This is a genomic window from Rhodoferax sp. P2_H8_2 (assembly GCF_056403235.1).
This window is the reverse complement of the sequence record NZ_JBFUFW010000009.1, coordinates 99,959-115,493: the sequence shown is the minus strand read 5'-3', so window position 1 is coordinate 115,493 and position 15,535 is coordinate 99,959. Positions and strand designations below refer to the sequence as shown.

13 protein-coding genes and 2 tRNA genes are annotated in these 15,535 nt (G+C 57.5%); 7 read left to right on the top strand and 8 right to left on the bottom strand.

Annotated elements, in window-relative coordinates; translation table 11 throughout:
* Positions 1 to 48: 48 nt before the first annotated feature.
* The 3 genes from pyrH to rpsB all read right to left on the bottom strand — a co-directional run bounded on the left by pyrH (position 49) and on the right by rpsB (position 2,589).
* The gene (pyrH, locus tag AC1DV6_RS15480) at positions 49 to 771 is read right to left on the bottom strand and encodes a UMP kinase (protein WP_477978926.1); all 723 of its coding nucleotides are present in this window, start codon (positions 769 to 771) and stop codon (positions 49 to 51) included.
* 49 nt (positions 772 to 820) lie between these two features.
* Entirely contained in the window at positions 821 to 1,750 is a 930-nt protein-coding gene (gene tsf, locus AC1DV6_RS15475) for a translation elongation factor Ts (protein WP_477978924.1), read from the bottom strand.
* An 86-nt stretch (positions 1,751 to 1,836) separates the two neighbouring features.
* Positions 1,837 to 2,589: a 30S ribosomal protein S2 gene (gene rpsB / locus AC1DV6_RS15470; RefSeq protein WP_477978922.1), complete on the bottom strand. Its 753-nt coding sequence runs from the start codon at positions 2,587 to 2,589 to the stop codon at positions 1,837 to 1,839.
* Between the two features lie 224 nt (positions 2,590 to 2,813).
* Here rpsB and AC1DV6_RS15465 point away from each other — a divergent pair, with 224 nt between their 5' ends.
* The 4 genes from AC1DV6_RS15465 to AC1DV6_RS15450 all read left to right on the top strand — a co-directional run bounded on the left by AC1DV6_RS15465 (position 2,814) and on the right by AC1DV6_RS15450 (position 7,301).
* Positions 2,814 to 4,067 (top strand): NAD(P)/FAD-dependent oxidoreductase, encoded by a 1,254-nt coding sequence (locus AC1DV6_RS15465; RefSeq protein ID WP_477978920.1) that lies wholly within the window; start codon positions 2,814 to 2,816, stop codon positions 4,065 to 4,067.
* Between the two features lie 62 nt (positions 4,068 to 4,129).
* Positions 4,130 to 4,972: an HDOD domain-containing protein gene (locus tag AC1DV6_RS15460; RefSeq protein WP_477978918.1), complete on the top strand. Its 843-nt coding sequence runs from the start codon at positions 4,130 to 4,132 to the stop codon at positions 4,970 to 4,972.
* Positions 4,973 to 4,981: 9 nt separating this feature from the next.
* Positions 4,982 to 5,869, top strand: coding sequence for an MBL fold metallo-hydrolase (locus AC1DV6_RS15455; RefSeq protein WP_477978916.1), 888 nt, complete (start codon positions 4,982 to 4,984; stop codon positions 5,867 to 5,869).
* Positions 5,820 to 7,301 carry an NAD(P)H-hydrate dehydratase gene (locus AC1DV6_RS15450; RefSeq protein ID WP_477978914.1) on the top strand — a complete coding sequence of 494 codons (1,482 nt, stop codon included), beginning with the start codon at positions 5,820 to 5,822 and terminating at the stop codon, positions 7,299 to 7,301. The genes AC1DV6_RS15455 and AC1DV6_RS15450 overlap by 50 nt, the downstream gene beginning before the upstream one ends.
* A gap of 14 nt (positions 7,302 to 7,315) precedes the next feature.
* Here AC1DV6_RS15450 and rnr read toward each other — a convergent pair whose 3' ends face one another.
* Complete coding sequence (gene rnr / locus AC1DV6_RS15445; protein WP_477979070.1) at positions 7,316 to 9,583, bottom strand: ribonuclease R; 2,268 nt, start codon at positions 9,581 to 9,583, stop codon at positions 7,316 to 7,318.
* 219 nt (positions 9,584 to 9,802) lie between these two features.
* On the opposite strand from rnr, the gene AC1DV6_RS15440 reads away from it, so the two are divergent.
* Positions 9,803 to 9,889: transfer RNA gene (locus AC1DV6_RS15440), tRNA-Leu, on the top strand.
* Between the two features lie 94 nt (positions 9,890 to 9,983).
* Here AC1DV6_RS15440 and rimO read toward each other — a convergent pair.
* From rimO to AC1DV6_RS15425, 3 genes are all read right to left on the bottom strand, one after another.
* Entirely contained in the window at positions 9,984 to 11,390 is a 1,407-nt protein-coding gene (gene rimO / locus AC1DV6_RS15435) for a 30S ribosomal protein S12 methylthiotransferase RimO (RefSeq protein WP_477978912.1), read from the bottom strand.
* A 40-nt stretch (positions 11,391 to 11,430) separates the two neighbouring features.
* Positions 11,431 to 11,880 (bottom strand): polyhydroxyalkanoate synthesis repressor PhaR, encoded by a 450-nt coding sequence (gene phaR / locus AC1DV6_RS15430; protein WP_477978910.1) that lies wholly within the window; start codon positions 11,878 to 11,880, stop codon positions 11,431 to 11,433.
* Positions 11,881 to 12,013: 133 nt separating this feature from the next.
* A tRNA-Val gene (locus tag AC1DV6_RS15425) sits at positions 12,014 to 12,090 on the bottom strand.
* 120 nt (positions 12,091 to 12,210) lie between these two features.
* Between AC1DV6_RS15425 and AC1DV6_RS15420 the strand changes: the two genes are divergently transcribed.
* Positions 12,211 to 12,969: a 3-hydroxyacyl-CoA dehydrogenase gene (locus AC1DV6_RS15420; protein ID WP_477978908.1), complete on the top strand. Its 759-nt coding sequence runs from the start codon at positions 12,211 to 12,213 to the stop codon at positions 12,967 to 12,969.
* A 90-nt stretch (positions 12,970 to 13,059) separates the two neighbouring features.
* Positions 13,060 to 14,589, top strand: coding sequence for a S1C family serine protease (locus tag AC1DV6_RS15415; RefSeq protein WP_477978906.1), 1,530 nt, complete (start codon positions 13,060 to 13,062; stop codon positions 14,587 to 14,589).
* A gap of 62 nt (positions 14,590 to 14,651) precedes the next feature.
* Here AC1DV6_RS15415 and AC1DV6_RS15410 read toward each other — a convergent pair whose 3' ends face one another.
* A complete protein-coding gene (locus tag AC1DV6_RS15410) occupies positions 14,652 to 15,434 on the bottom strand; it encodes an SDR family oxidoreductase (protein ID WP_477978904.1) in 783 nt (260 codons plus the stop codon).
* Positions 15,435 to 15,535 lie beyond the last annotated feature (101 nt).

Genomic DNA, 15,535 nt, shown 5'->3' with positions numbered 1-15,535 from the left:
CAATACTGGGCAGTACGCATCGACCCGCGAATCAGCTGGATGTGCCCATTACACGTGGACCAGCGTGCCCTCGTCCTCGCCCATCACCACGCGCTTGAGCGCGCCGTGCTTGAAAATGGAAAACACCTTGATCGGTAACTTCTGGTCGCGGCACAGCGCAAAGGCAGCCGCATCCATGATGCCCAGGTTCTGTGACATGGCCTGATCAAAGGTGATTTTGGAATAACGCGTCGCGTTGGGATCGCGCTTTGGATCTGCGGAGTAAACACCGTCAACCTTGGTCGCCTTCAGCACGATTTCTGCGCCGATCTCGGCACCGCGCAAAGCTGCCGCGGTATCCGTCGTAAAGAAAGGATTGCCGGTGCCAGCGGCAAAGATAACGACCTTGCCCTCTTCCAGATATTGCAGAGCCTTGGGTCGCACATACGGCTCCACGACCTGTTCAATCCCGATCGCAGACATGACGCGGGCCATCAGACCCGCCTTATTCATGGTGTCACCCAGTGCCAACGCGTTCATGACAGTGGCCAACATACCCATGTAGTCCGCAGTCGCCCGGTCCATGCCGACCGAGCCACCTGCTACTCCACGAAAAATATTGCCACCACCAATCACCACCGCAACCTCCACGCCCATTCGCGTGACTTCAGCTATCTCGTCCACCATCCGTACGATGGTGTCGCGATTGATGCCAAACTGGTCATCCCCCATCAAAGCCTCACCCGACAACTTCAGCAATATGCGCTTGTAGGCGGGCTTGTCTTGGCTCATGGGTAACTCCCGGGGTTGCGTGGTTTCAATGGGCGTCTTTATATCCGAATCAGGCTGCTTGCTTGGCTGCAGCGACTTGCGCGGCCACTTCCGCTGCGAAGTCGTCTACCTTCTTCTCAATGCCTTCGCCGACCACATACAGCGTGAAACTCTTCACGTCCGTAGCCTTCTCCTTCAGCATCGCGCCAACGGTTTGCTTGCCATCAGCAGCCTTAACGAAGACCTGGTCCACCAAGGATACTTCTTTCAGGTACTTCTGCACGCCGCCTTCGATGCGCTTGGCAACGATTTCGGCGGATTGCACGGGCTTGCCTGCAGCAGTAGCCACAGCAGCATCTTCCGCAGCCTTGGCGGTCGCAACAGAACGCTCGCGTTCGATCAGTTCGGCTGGCACTTCGGCGCTGGTCAACGACACAGGCTTCATCGCAGCCACGTGCATCGCAACATCCTTGGCAGCGACGTCATCACCTGTGAATTCAACGACCACACCAATGCGGGTGCCGTGCAGGTAAGAAGCCAGTTTGTTGGTGCCAGCGTAGCGCTTGAAGCGGCGGAAGGTCATGTTTTCACCGATCTTGCCGATCAGACCCTTGCGTACGTCTTCCAGTGTCGGGCCGAAACCGTCTTGCTCGTAGGCCAGAGCGCTCAAGGCAGCCACATCGGCCGGATTGTGCTTGGCCACCAGTGCGGCGGCAGTATTGGCCAACGCCAGGAAGCTGTCATTCTTGGTCACGAAGTCGGTTTCGCAATTGGTTTCCAGCACTGCACCAACATTGCCTTCAAAAGCCGTGGTGATAACGCCTTCAGCGGTCACGCGGGCTGCGGCCTTGCCAGCCTTGCTGCCCAGCTTGACGCGCAGCAGCTCTTCTGCTTTGACCATATCGCCTTCGGCTTCAGTCAGTGCCTTCTTGCATTCCATCATGGGGGCGTCAGTCTTGCCACGCAGTTCCGCGACCATGCTTGCTGTAATTGCTGCCATTTCGATTCTCCGTATTCGGTTCAATAATTTAAATAAGAGCTAAAAAAAAGGGGCACACAAGCCCCCTTTTTAGGGTGCAACGAGGCTTACGCAGCAGCTTCGTTCACTTCCACAAATTCGTCTTCGCTTTCAGCAGCGACCGCCTTGACGACATCGTCAACAGCATTGGCGCGGCCTTCCAGGATTGCATCTGCAATACCGCGGGCATACAACGTCACAGCCTTGGCCGAGTCATCGTTACCGGGGATCACGTAGTCAATGCCTTCTGGCGAGTGGTTGGAATCAACAACACCGATCAGAGGAATGCCCAGCTTCTTGGCTTCAGCGATCGCAATCTTGTGGTAACCCACGTCGATCACGAAAATTGCGTCTGGCAGCGTGTTCATGTCCTGAATACCGCCAATGTCCTTTTCCAGCTTTTCCAGTTCGCGAGCGAACATCAGCTGTTCTTTCTTGCTCATGGCGTCCAGGCCAGCTTCTTGCTGAACCTTCATGTCCTTCAAGCGCTTGATCGAGGTCTTGACGGTCTTGAAGTTGGTCAGCATGCCGCCCAACCAACGCTGGTCAACGAAAGGAACGCCTGCGCGTTGCGCTTCGGTAGCGACGGTTTCGCGTGCTTGGCGCTTAGTACCCACCATCAGGATGGTGCCGCGCTTGGCGGACAACTGGCGAACGAACTTCGCAGCCTCCTGGAACATCGGCAAGGATTTTTCCAGGTTGATGATGTGAATCTTGTTGCGATGGCCGAAGATGAACGGCGCCATCTTGGGGTTCCAGAAGCGGGTTTGGTGTCCAAAGTGAACGCCGGCTTCCAGCATTTCGCGCATAGTAACTGCCATAAAAATACTCCAAAGGTTAGGTCTTAAATCCAGTCCGCTATTTGCTGGCAAGGAAGTTAGAATTTCCGGGCCGGGCAACACCTTGACGGGGCTGGTTTGCGATTGAATTGCCAACGAACAGAATGTACCGTCAGCAAAACCCAAAGAGTATAACACGCCCGCCCACCACCCTGCCCCATGTTCCTTACCCCAAGCCGGCAAATCTCCTGCCACGCCACTACCCCATGAAAATTGCTGTTATCGGGGCCGGCATTACCGGGATATCCACCGCCTATGAGCTGGCCAGCGATGGCCACGCTGTGCAGGTATTTGACAAAGCCGGGGCAGCAGCCAGCTGCGACAGCTTTGCCACTGGCGGCCTGATCAGCGCCAGTCTGATTAACCCCTGGACCCTGCCCGACTGGCCCGCGGGCGCATCCACCCGCAGGTTGACCGGCAGTGCGCGCATCAAACTGCGCGCAATTCCCTCGCTGGCCGAATTGCGCTGGCTGAGGAATTGGTCCCGCACACCCAAAGCTGGCGAACTCTCCCCTGCATTCAGCGGCTACCAAAAGTTGATGGCCTGGAGCCAGTCGCAAATGCAAGCCATTGTGGCCAAGCACCGACTGGAATTTGAACGTGGTGAAGGCGCAATGCTTCTGGCGCCTACCGAAAAAGACCATCAAGCCCTGCAAACAGGACTGACACACCTGAAAGAACTCGGGGTTGTTTATAAGGATTTGTCTCCCGAGCAGGCCAGGCTCGTAGAACCCGGTTTGGGTCAGGCGGTTGCATTCCATGGCGCGCTGCACTTCCCTAACGATGAAGTCGGCAACTGCCGCCAGCTTGCAATGCTGCTGCGCACTGCCTGCACAGAGCTGGGAGCGCAGTTCCACTTCAATGCCCATGTCCTGAAAGCGCACGCGGCACGGCAACACACGCTGGAAATTTCCGACTGGGCAGAGCAACCCAGCTTTGATGCCGTAGTACTTTGTCCTGGTTCGGACGCCATGGGCTGGGCAGCGGCGACCAAACTGCGCCTGCCGGTGACCCAGGTGCACGGATACACATTAAGTGCGGCACTGAGAGAGCCGTTGCACGCCCCGCGTAGCGCCGTCATCACCATGGATACTGGGGTTGTCTTTTCACGCCAGGGCATGCGTGTTCGGGTGGCCGGCGGCGCCGAGATCGGGGGCGCGTCCCGGCAACCCAATGACAAGACCGTGCATGGTCTTTTCCGAGCATTGCACCACTACTTCCCCGGCTCCGCCAATGTGACGACGGGGGTCCAGAGTTGGCGCGGCGCAAGGGTATTTACGCCGGATTCCATGCCCGTGGTCGGCCCTACGCCCACACCCGGCATATGGATCAACGCTGGGCATGGCGCCAATGGCTGGGGCTTGGCACAAGGTTGTGCACGCATCCTGGCAGATCGAATCCAGGGCAAGCAGTGCGAAGTCGATATTGAATCGCTACGACCGGATCGCTTTGCGGGCTGAAAAAACCCTTTTCGGCACGGCAATGTGCTGACACAATGCCTCATCTGCAGCCCTCCAAATCCATGAGCCCTGAACTATCGCAAAAACTCACCGCCGCAGTAGATGGCATGCCGGCGTTTCCCAAAAGCGTACAACGCATTCTGGAACTGACCCGCGACGTCAACAGCACGCCCAAGGATCTGGTGGAGGTCATCGACAAGGATCCCGTCGTTACAGTCAAGATCCTGAAAGTCGTGAATTCGGCGTACTACAGTCTGCCCAAGCAAATTACCTCCATTGGGCACTCAGTGGTTTATCTGGGTTTCAACACGATCAAGAATCTGGCTCTGAGCATTGCGGCGATTGGAATGCTACCCAAGGACAATGCATCTGGGTTCGATGTGCAGCAATATTTGCTGCACTCCCTGGCCACGGCTGGACTGGCTAAACAACTTGCGGGCAAAGTCAAAGACGCCGACCCCATGGACTGCTTTATTGGCGGGTTGTTGCACGATTTTGGCAAGGTCGTTTTTGCACAATTCATGCCCAATGAATTCCGGGCAGCTCTTGCAATCAGCCAGACCAACGGAACCTCGCTGCATGCGGCGCTTCAGCAGACCATAGGTGCAGATCACGTCATCGTAGGCGCCATGCTGGTCGAAAAATGGCGCTTTGCTCCCCATCTGGTTGAGACCATTCGGCATCAGCATGTCTCTGACTTCAGGGACACCGACATGATTGCCTGCGTCTTCGGGGCCAACCAGATCAGCAAGAAACTGAAGTTCGGGTTTGGTGGCAATCCGTGCATAGACGAATTTCCCGCTTCCGTTCAAAAGCGCCTGGGCGGCACCATGGACGAAGTGATTGCATCCATGGGCGATCTGAACGCATTGTTTGAAGAGGCGCAAATCTTCGCCAAACTGTGAGAGGCAGGCATGAAAGTTAAATTTTGGGGTGTACGAGGCTCCATCGCATCGCCCGGACCCAAGACGGTGCGCTATGGCGGCAATACGACCTGCATTGAAATCCGCACGGATAACAACGAGCTGATCGTCATCGATGCTGGCACTGGCATATTCCCTCTGTCGCAAACCTTATTGGCTGAATTGCCGGTAACAGCCAATGTGCTGATCACGCACTCCCATTGGGACCACATCCAGGGTCTGCCGATGTTCATTCCGAACTTCATACCCGGCAACACACTGCGCCTGCACGGAGCCTTCGACCCCGTAACCGGCAAAGGCATAGAGCACGTAATGGCGGTTCAACTGCAGTACAGCTATTTCCCGGTGCGCGAGGCGGAGATGAAAGCCCGCATGGAATACGTCACACTGATGCCGGACCAACCCGTCCAGATCGGTTCCGCAACGGTTACACCGTGCCTGCTGAACCACCCCGTGATCGACTTCGGCTACAAGATTGAGTGCAACGGAAAGTCCGTTTTCTTTACCGGTGACCATGAGCCACCGTACAACATCTACCAACCTGGCGACGAGGCCTATGGCGAATACCAGGTCTTCGTCGATGAAAAGGCGCAAGCCATACACAAAGCCATGCAAGGCGTCGATGTACTGATTGCAGACAGCTCCTACACCGACGCCGAGTACGTCTCCAAAGTGGGTTGGGGACATGGCACGTACAGCACCAGCATCAAGAGCGCCCACGCCGCAGGCGTCAAGGTTTTGTATTGCACCCACCACGAACCTACACGCAGCGACGATGCACTGGAACAAGTATTCGCCGATGCGCTGAAGACCCACAGTGCAATAGCAAATGGGATGGACATTCGCCTCGCGCGCGAAGGTGATGTCTACGAGTTTTAGACGTATCACTGGCACAGACCATCCACTGGGTCTGCCCCTCTACGACCAAGCTGCGCTGCGCAGCATCGAACAGTCGGCTCAAGCTTCGCTTGGGGCGCACGTACTGATGCAAAGAGCGGGATTGGCGATTGCCCAATGTGCAATGGCGCTCGCACCCCATGCCCGAAAAATCTGGATCCCGTGCGGACCGGGAAACAACGGGGGCGATGGACTGGAAGCGGCAATGCATCTGCGCCAATGGGGAAAAGAGCCTGTCGTATCACTGCTGCGTCCAAGCACTGCATTACCTGCAGATGCCGCGCAATCACTGCAACGCGCCCAACAGGCTGGCGTAGCATTTGCAGAAGGTATTCCTGCCGACTGGGATTTCTGCATCGACGCCCTCTTTGGCATCGGCTCCAACCGCCCGCTTGAAACGGACTGCGCGCAATGGGTGCAACATATAAACGCGCACCAAGTACCGGTGCTGGCAGTAGACGTGCCCACGGGTCTGAATGCATTCACCGGGAGCACTGGCGCCATCTTCGTTCGCGCCCACTCCACACTGACATTGCTCGGCGCCAAGGCAGGCTTGTTTACGGCGGATGGCCGCGACGCCTGCGGCGATATCTGGTTTCATCAACTGGGCATTGAATCAGCGCAAGAACCTTGCGCCCTGCTCAACGCACAAATGGCCAGAGGAGAGCGACTCCACAATAGCCATAAAGGCAGCTATGGCGATGTCGCAGTGGTGGGCGGATGCCAAGGCATGACGGGTGCCGCGGTCCTGGCTGCGCTTGGTGCTTTGCATGGAGGCGCAGGCCGGATCTATCTCGCTTTGCTGGACGAACAGGCCCCCAATGCACTAACAGACCATCCTGAGTTGATGCTGCGCAATGCGGACTCGCTGGATTACCCCGCCCTCACCGTCGTGGCTGGATGCGGCGGCGGCTTGGCTATTCATGCGCAGTTGCAGCGAGTGCTGACCACTGCAAGGCATTTGGTCCTGGATGCCGACGCGCTCAACGCACTGGCAGACTCTACCGAACTCATCGCGTTATTGCAGCTGCGCGAACCCGACACGACGGTTGCCACGCCGCACCCGCTGGAAGCGGCGCGCTTGCTGAAAACCACAACAGCCGTTGTACAAGCGGACCGCCTGCAAGCCGCGCAATCACTGTCAAATCAATTGCATTGCACCGTGGCGCTCAAGGGCTCGGGCACCGTCATTGCCAGCCCTGGTGAGTTAGCCAGGATCAACACCAGTGGCAGCGCACGACTGGCGACGGGGGGAACCGGCGACGTGCTGGCAGGATTGACGGGCGCGTACCTCGCCGCAGGCTTGACAGCACACCAGGCTGCCAGTTGCGCGGTCCATGTGCATGGACAGGCAGCGGATCGCTGGCCCACCGACAAGCATCTGACCGCGGCAGCCTTGGCGCAAAGCCTGTAACGGCGAATTCCCCCTTAACGGCGTTTGCGATTGCCCGATTTCTTGGAAGGCACAGATTTCTCGCTGCCTTTGGACGACCTTGCAGTCTTGTCCGCCCCGGCACGCGGGCGACCGCTCTCTTTACGGAAGGCTGGACGCACCAACATATCGCTGTCTGACCGGTCCAGCACCACGGGACGCGACTTGGCTTCGCGCGAATTGCCTTTGTCAGCCATTGCACGCCCAACCAGGCCTTCGCCCTCCTGCACCAACCGGAAATCGATTTTGCGGCCATCGAGATCCACACGACTGACCTGAATGCGTACGCGCGTCCCGATGGCATAGCGCGTACCCGTGCGTTCTCCACGCAGCTCCTGACGCATTTCGTCAAACCGGAAATACTCGCCACCCAGTTCAGTGATGTGAACCAAGCCTTCCACATACATCGCATCCAGCGTCACAAACAAGCCGAAGCTGGTCGCAGATGTCACTACGCCACCATATTCCTCGCCCAAATGCTCGCGCATGTATTTGCACTTGAGCCAAGCCTCCACATCGCGACTGGCTTCGTCCGCACGGCGCTCGTTCGCACTGCAATGCAATCCTGCAGCCTGCCAGGCCATGTTTTCGGCGCTTGCCTTTTTAGGCTTTGCACCACCGTCGGCCACCTTGGATGCCATGCCCTTTTCCAATCGGCGTGTCAGCTTTGCGTGCGCCTCACCAGGCGTTGGCAGGTCTGGTAACTGGTAGCGCGTCTTACCCAAAATCGCCTTGATGACCCGGTGCACCAGCAAGTCTGGGTAGCGCCGAATGGGGCTGGTGAAATGGGTATAGGCCCCATACGCCAGACCGAAATGCCCGCTGTTGATGGGTGTGTAAATCGCCTGTTGCATCGAACGCAACAACATGGAATGAATCTGCTGCGCGTCAGGCCGGTCTTTGGTGGCATTGGCAATCGCCTGGAACTCACCTGGCGACGGATCGTCGCTGATGGTCATGCCAAGGCCCGTTGCTTTCAAATAGTTGCGCAGGATTTCCTTCTTCTCCGGCGTTGGCCCTTCGTGCACCCGAAACAGGCCCAAATGCTTGCTTTGCGCAATGTAGTCCGCACTGCATACGTTGGCTGCCAGCATCGCTTCTTCAATGACGCGGTGCGCGACGTTGCGTGTGCGCGGAACAATCTTTTCAATGCGTCCGTTTTCGTCACAAATGATCTGCGTCTCGGTGGTCTCAAAGTCCACCGCGCCGCGCTTCAAGCGCGATTTGGACAGCGCCTGAAACACCCCATGCAGATTCAGCAAATCGCCGACCAAGGCTTTGCGTTTGATGGCCTCTGGTCCTTTGGTGTTGCCGAGAATCGCCGCTACTTCGGTATAGGTAAACCGGGCATGGCTCCACATCACTGCAGGGTAGAACTGGTAAGCGTCGACTTCACCATCTTCGGTGACAAACATGTCGCACACCATGCACAGGCGCTCAACTTCAGGGTTCAGTGAACACAAGCCGTTGGACAACTTTTCCGGCAGCATAGGAATCACGCGCCGCGGGAAATACACACTGGTCGCGCGGTCGTAGGCGTCGACATCAATCGCAGAGCCGGTTTCCACGTAGTGGCTCACATCAGCAATTGCCACCAGCAAGCGCCAGCCCTTTTGTGCTGACTTCCCCTTGCCCTTGGTACTGGGTTCGCAATACACCGCATCATCAAAGTCGCGGGCATCTTCACCGTCAATGGTGACCAGCGGAACATCCGTCAGGTCCACGCGGTTGGCATGGTCCTGTGGGCGTACTTTGTCTGGTAGCGTACGGGCCAAAGCAATACAAGCCTGGGAGAACTCATGCGGCACGCTGTATTTGCGTACCGCAATTTCAATCTCCATGCCGGGGTCGTCCACTTCACCCAGCACTTCCTTGATGCGGCCTACCGGCTGGCCAAACAATGCAGGAGGCTCTACCAACTCCACCACGACCACCTGGCCCGGCTTGGCAACGCTCGTAGCGCCCTTGGGGATCAATACGTCCTGGCCGTAGCGTTTGTCTTCTGGCGCTACCAACCAGACACCGCTTTCCTGTAGCAAACGTCCAATGATGGGTTGGGTGGAACGCTCTGTGATTTCCACCACGCGGCCTTCGGGCCGACCTTTGCGGTCGCTGCGCACAATGCGCACCTTGACGCGGTCTTTGTGGAGTACCGCCCGCATTTCATTGGGTGGCAAATAGATGTCGGGAGCACCATCGTCACGGGCTACGAAACCGTGCCCATCGCGGTGACCTTGCACGACGCCTTCAACTTCGTCCAGCAGTCCGCTGGAATGGCTAATGTTTTTGATAAAACCCTCTCTCTTTCCCGAGGCGCCCTAAAGGCAGAGTTGGATAGACGCTTATAAGTATGCGCTAGAAATGTTGTGAATTTGTCTTGAAGCACCATGCAGTGCTGTGGCAATGTTGTTTTGCCGTAGCAGCAAAAAAGTTGCATTGCCAACCAAAAGAGTCCGAATACCAGTGCTATAATTTGAGTCGTTGCCCAGGTGGCGAAATTGGTAGACGCACTAGCTTCAGGTGCTAGCGGTTTCACGACCGTGGAAGTTCGAGTCTTCTCCTGGGCACCACCAACAAGACAAGCCCTGTGATGAAAATCACAGGGCTTTTTCTTTGTCTGAAATTCCCTTTTGGGGGAATGCGCAGCATCCCCCCACTTCCTGTTTAGATCGGCAGTGCGACCAGGTCGTGCCCTTGTGCGCTGACAATGCGTGCCTTGGTGAATTCGCCAACTTTCAACGTCTTGCTGATTTTCTCTGGCGGCAACAGCCGTACGACGCCATCAATCTCAGGCGCATCGGCATAGCTGCGGCCCACGCCACCCTTCTTACCCATGCCTGGCGCGGAATCAACCAGAACTTGCATGATCGAACCCACGCGACGCTGCAGCCGCTGGATCGATACCTCTTCCGCCACAGCCATGAAGCGCGCCCTGCGCTCTTCGCGCAGTTCGGCAGGCAACATGCCCGGCAATTCATTCGCAGCCGCACCATTCACCGGGCTGTAGGCAAAACAACCCGCCCGGTCGATCTGCGCTTCGCGAACGAAATCCAGTAAGTGCTCAAACTCCGCTTCTGTCTCACCGGGGAATCCGGCAATGAACGTGCTGCGGATTACCAGCTCAGGGCAAGCAGCGCGCCATTGCTGAATACGGTCCAGATTCTTTTCGCCACTGGCAGGGCGCTTCATGCGACGCAGCACATCGGGATGGCTGTGCTGCAAAGGCACGTCCAGATACGGCAACACCTTGCCGGTTGCCATCAAAGGAAGAATGTCATCCACGCTCGGATACGGGTACACATAGTGCATACGCACCCAGGCGCCATAAGGCTCGGCAATTTCGCCCAGCGTCTGCACCAGCTCCAGCATGCGGGTCTTGACCGGCTTGCCGTCCCAAAAGCCTGTGCGGTACTTCACATCCACGCCGTAAGCAGACGTGTCCTGGCTGATCACCAGCAACTCTTTTACGCCGCCTTCAAACAATGCCTTGGCTTCCTTGAGCACGTCACCAATTGGACGCGACACCAGATCACCGCGCATGCTGGGGATGATGCAGAAGGTGCAACGGTGGTTGCAGCCTTCGCTGATTTTCAAATACGCGTAATGGCGCGGCGTCAGCTTGATACCGGCAACACCAAAAGCGCCCGGGATCAAATCGGTAAACGGGTCATGCGGCTTGGGCAGGTTCAGGTGCACTGCATCCATCACCTCTTGGGTCGCGTGCGGGCCAGTCACCGCCAACACTTTGGGGTGCATCTGGCGCACCATGTTGCCGCCGTCTTCGCCGGTCTTGGCGCCCAAGCAGCCAGTGACGATAACGCGGCCGTTCGCGGCCAATGCTTCACCAATCGTGTCCAGGCTTTCCTTGACGGCGTCGTCAATGAAGCCGCAGGTGTTGACGATCACCAGATCGGCACCTTCAAACGTTTTGGAAGTCTCGTAACCCTCTGCGCTCAATTGCGTCAGGATCAGTTCGGAATCGGTCAGGGCTTTAGGGCAGCCCAGGCTGACAAAGCCGACTTTGGGCGCGGCTTTTACGGGAGGTTGTGCGGGAGAAATAGTTTCACTCATAGTGCGATTGTCCCCCGAGTCCGTCCGTCGCCGCTGCGCCTTAGCGCTTCAGCCCAAACGTTCCCAGGAATTGTTCCGTCTGTTTTTGCATCTGTTCCTGCATTTGCTGGAACACCGTATTGCTCATCACACCCTGCATCATGGGTGACTGCAGGTCCATGAGCGCCTGCATGTTCTTTTCCAGATATCCGCCCATGAATCCCTGCATGGTGTGGCCGTAGAAGCGGATGATGTTGGAGAGCACCGGCGCCGTAAACATGGGGCTACCGTTCGCCTCTTCTTCCAGAATGATCTGCAGCAGGATGCTGCGGGTCAAATCTTCACTGGTCTTCGCATCCCGCACCACAAAAGGCTCACTGTCCATCACCAGTTGCTTGATCTCGGTCAACGTGATGTAGGTCGACGTGTCGGTGTCGTACAGGCGGCGATTCGGGTACTTCTTGATGATCCGCTGTGGATCTTTGTTCTCTTTGGTGGTTTTGCTGGTCATGGCAAGTGGCTGGCCCACACAGGCCAAAAATGTATTGCAGTGCAGCACATTCTAGAGAGCGCCCACGAAAGGAGTAACCAGGGTAACCCTATAGATACAAAAAACGGGGAGGAGAACCAAGAAGGAGAAAACTTGGTAGGCGCAATTGGACTCGAACCAACGACCCCCACCATGTCAAGGTGGTGCTCTAACCAGCTGAGCTATGCGCCTAAGTCGAAGCCTCAGATTATAGCAGTGTTTTGCATACCTTCTACACAAACACTCAGAAGCGTTCGCATTGCGCCATAATTTGACGTTTACGTAAACGTCAATTCTTTTCAGGAGCATTTCATGGACATCGCAGGCAAAGTATTCATCGTTACCGGCGGCGCATCGGGCCTGGGTGAAGGCACGGCGCGCATGCTGGCGGCCAAGGGCGGCAAAGTCGTCATTGCCGACATGCAGGCCGAAAAGGGCGAAGCCATTGCCAAGGAAATTGGCGGCACCTTTGTGAAGTGCGATGTCAGCAATGAAGCGGACGGCCAGACTGTGGTCGCCAAAGCGGTCTCCCTGGGCAAGCTGATGGGCCTGGTGAATTGCGCAGGCATTGCGCCCGCCGAAAAAACCGTGGGCAAAAATGGTTCGCACAACCTGGGCGTGTTCACCAAATGCATTACCGTGAATCTGGTCGGCAGCTTCAACATGATCCGCCTGGCAGCTGACGCGATGTGCAAGAACGACCCCGAAGCCACTGGCGAGCGCGGCGCAATGATTTCCACCGCTTCCGTCGCAGCCTATGACGGCCAGATCGGCCAGGCCGCCTACTCTGCCTCCAAGGGTGGCATCGTTGGCATGACGCTGCCTATCGCGCGCGATTTGGCCCGCAACGGCATCCGCAACATGACCATCGCCCCCGGCATTTTTGGCACGCCCATGATGTTTGGCATGCCCCAGGAAGTGCAGGACTCGCTGGCCGCCAGCGTGCCCTTCCCTTCGCGCTTGGGTACGCCGCTGGACTACGCCAAGCTGGCTGTGCATATTTTTGAGAACGACATGCTCAACGGCGAAGTGATTCGCCTGGACGGCGCGATCCGCCTGGCACCCCGGTAAAAGCTCTGTAAATAGCCGCGTGCCGCAGCGCACGCGGTCGGGCCGTGCAAGAATCCGGTTGCCACTTCTGGCTGATTTCTGGATATCTTCATGGCCCTGATTCGCACGCGCACTCTGGTGTTGCGCCTGGTTCTGACTTCTCTCGCCGCCCTGCCCACCGTTCTATGGGCAGCCGACGCTGCAGACACCTCGTCCGTCGAGAACGCAGTCGTCAAGATTTTTTCCACATCCCGCTCACCCGATCCGTTCAAGCCCTGGACCAAGCAATCCCCGCGTGACTCCTCTGGCACAGGCGTGGTGATCGAAGGCAACCGCATCCTGACCAATGCCCATGTCGTGCTGCACGCCAGCCAGGTGCAGGTGCAGGCCAACCAGTCCGGCGACAAGCTGGACGCCAAGGTCGTTGCGATTGCACCGGGCATTGACCTTGCCGTGCTGCAACTGGAGGACGACTCTTTCTTCAAGACCCACCCTCCGCTGCCCCGCGCCAGCAAGATGCCGGAAATCAAGGACGCGGTGCTCGCCTACGGCTACCCCACAGGTGGAACGTCTCTGTCGATCACCAAAGGCATCGTGTCACGCATCGAATACACGAGCTACAACTTCCCTGTCTCCGGCCTGCGTATCCAGATCGACGCCGCCATCAATGCTGGCAACAGCGGCGGCCCCGCCGTGGCAGACAACAAGATGATCGGCCTGGCCTTCAGCCGGCTGGATGGTGCGCAGAGCATCGGCTACATCATCCCCAATGAAGAGATCAACCTCTTCCTGGCGGACATCGCCGATGGCCGCTACGACGGCAAACCCGATATGTACGACGATCTGCAAACGCTGGAAAACCCGGCGCTGCGCCCCTTCCTCAAGATTGGCAAAGACGTGCGCGGCATCATCGTGCGCCGCCCGTTCCGCGACGACCCGGCCTATCCGCTCAAGCAATGGGACGTCATCACCCACATTGGCAATACGCCTGTCGATTCGCTGGGCATGGTCCAGCTCACACCGGATTTGCGCGTACGCTTTCGTTTCCTTGTGCCCCGTGTCACCAAAGACGGCCTGACACCACTAACGGTCGTGCGGGATGGCAATCCATTGAAGATCCAGGTGCCGGTCAGCGCAGACCGACCCATGCTGATCCCGGATCTGCAAAACGGCTACCCGCCCTATTTTGTCTATGGCCCCATGGTGTTTTCCAAGGCCACTGGGCAATTCACTGCCGCGATCCAGAACAACGGCAACATGATGGCGGCCTTCGGCTCTGCGCGCAGCCCGCTGGTGACACGCCGGGGCGACGCACCCGATGCCAATACCGAAGAGTTGGTCATCATCTCCTCGCCGCTGTTTCCGCACAAGCTCTCTACCGGTTACTCCAACCCCACAGCGATGGTGATTCAGTCGGTCAACGGCACCCGGATTCGCAGCCTGCGCCATCTGGTGGCCGTGCTGCGTGATTTGAAGGACAACTTCGCGGTGTTTGAAATGGATTCACGCGGATCAGAGACCCTGGTGTTTAACCACAAGGAAATGCTGGCCGCCACCGATGACATCCTCGCCGACAACGGCATCCGCAGCCAAGGCACGGACGCCATCATGGATGTCTGGAAAGGCAAAGCCCAACCTTAAGGCGCTATCCAAACGATAGCTGCTCACGCAATATCTATGCGCCTTGTAGCCAGTTTTTCACCCTAAGCTCCGAAGCCGTCATCCGCCGCGATGACGGCACCATTGATGAAATGGCTCTCGTCGGAGCACAGCATTACCAGCAGCGCGTCCAGGTCTTTCGGGTGACCAATGCGCTTGCGCGGCAGCATCTGAATCAGCTTCTGGCCGGCCTCGGTCTTCCAGTGGTTGTGGTTGATCTCGGTGTCGATATAGCCCGGGCAGATCGCATTCACGTTGATACCGTACTTGCCCCACTCCAGCGCCATTGCCTTGGTCATCTGCACCACGGCCGCCTTGCTCATGCAATACACGCCAATCTGCGGCAGCACGCGCAAGCCCGCCATTGAGGCAATGTTGATGATGCGGCCGCCGGTGTAGCTGCCGGGTGCGGCGCCCTTGGCGCGGGCCAGCATGCGCTTGCCCACTTCCTGCGCCACAAAGAACGCGCCTTTGACGTTGGTGTCAAACATATAGTCGTAGTCATCGGGTGACACATCCTGCAAGCGCTGCGTGGTGCTGACGCCGGAGTTATTGACCAAGATGTCGATGGAACCGACTTCGGTCTCTGCGTGTGCCACAGCCGACTTGATCGCGTCGTAGTTGTTCACGTCCATCTCGTAGACATGGGCACTGCCGCCCTCGCCTTCAATCGCTGCGCGCAAGTCTTTGAGCTTGTCCACTCGGCGACTCGCCAAAACCACCGCAGCGCCAGCGCTGGCCAGTGTTTTTGCGAACTGCGAGCCAAGCCCGCTGCTGGCGCCCGTGATGAAAGCTACCCGGCCGGAAAGATCTATGCTGTAAGCCATTTAGAGTGCCTCTACTTATCAAAAAGAACGACCGTTCGTTTTCGCAGAAAGCGCGAATAAAATCGAGCGATTGACCCAGCCCATTATCAAGCGAGACACAG

Bases quoted from the DNA above. Each gene is read 5' to 3' on its own strand.
- tsf (WP_477978924.1), bottom strand. From the start codon at position 1,750: ATGGCAGCAATTACAGCAAGCATGGTCGCGGAACTGCGTGGCAAGACT.
- AC1DV6_RS15455 (WP_477978916.1), top strand. From the start codon at position 4,982: ATGAAAGTTAAATTTTGGGGTGTACGAGGCTCCATCGCATCGCCCGGA.
- AC1DV6_RS15420 (WP_477978908.1), top strand. From the start codon at position 12,211: ATGGACATCGCAGGCAAAGTATTCATCGTTACCGGCGGCGCATCGGGC.
- AC1DV6_RS15460 (WP_477978918.1), top strand. From the start codon at position 4,130: ATGAGCCCTGAACTATCGCAAAAACTCACCGCCGCAGTAGATGGCATG.
- phaR (WP_477978910.1), bottom strand. From the start codon at position 11,880: ATGACCAGCAAAACCACCAAAGAGAACAAAGATCCACAGCGGATCATC.
- AC1DV6_RS15465 (WP_477978920.1), top strand. From the start codon at position 2,814: ATGAAAATTGCTGTTATCGGGGCCGGCATTACCGGGATATCCACCGCC.
- AC1DV6_RS15415 (WP_477978906.1), top strand. From the start codon at position 13,060: ATGGCCCTGATTCGCACGCGCACTCTGGTGTTGCGCCTGGTTCTGACT.
- AC1DV6_RS15410 (WP_477978904.1), bottom strand. From the start codon at position 15,434: ATGGCTTACAGCATAGATCTTTCCGGCCGGGTAGCTTTCATCACGGGC.
- rpsB (WP_477978922.1), bottom strand. From the start codon at position 2,589: ATGGCAGTTACTATGCGCGAAATGCTGGAAGCCGGCGTTCACTTTGGA.
- AC1DV6_RS15450 (WP_477978914.1), top strand. From the start codon at position 5,820: ATGGGATGGACATTCGCCTCGCGCGCGAAGGTGATGTCTACGAGTTTT.
- rimO (WP_477978912.1), bottom strand. From the start codon at position 11,390: ATGAGTGAAACTATTTCTCCCGCACAACCTCCCGTAAAAGCCGCGCCC.
- pyrH (WP_477978926.1), bottom strand. From the start codon at position 771: ATGAGCCAAGACAAGCCCGCCTACAAGCGCATATTGCTGAAGTTGTCG.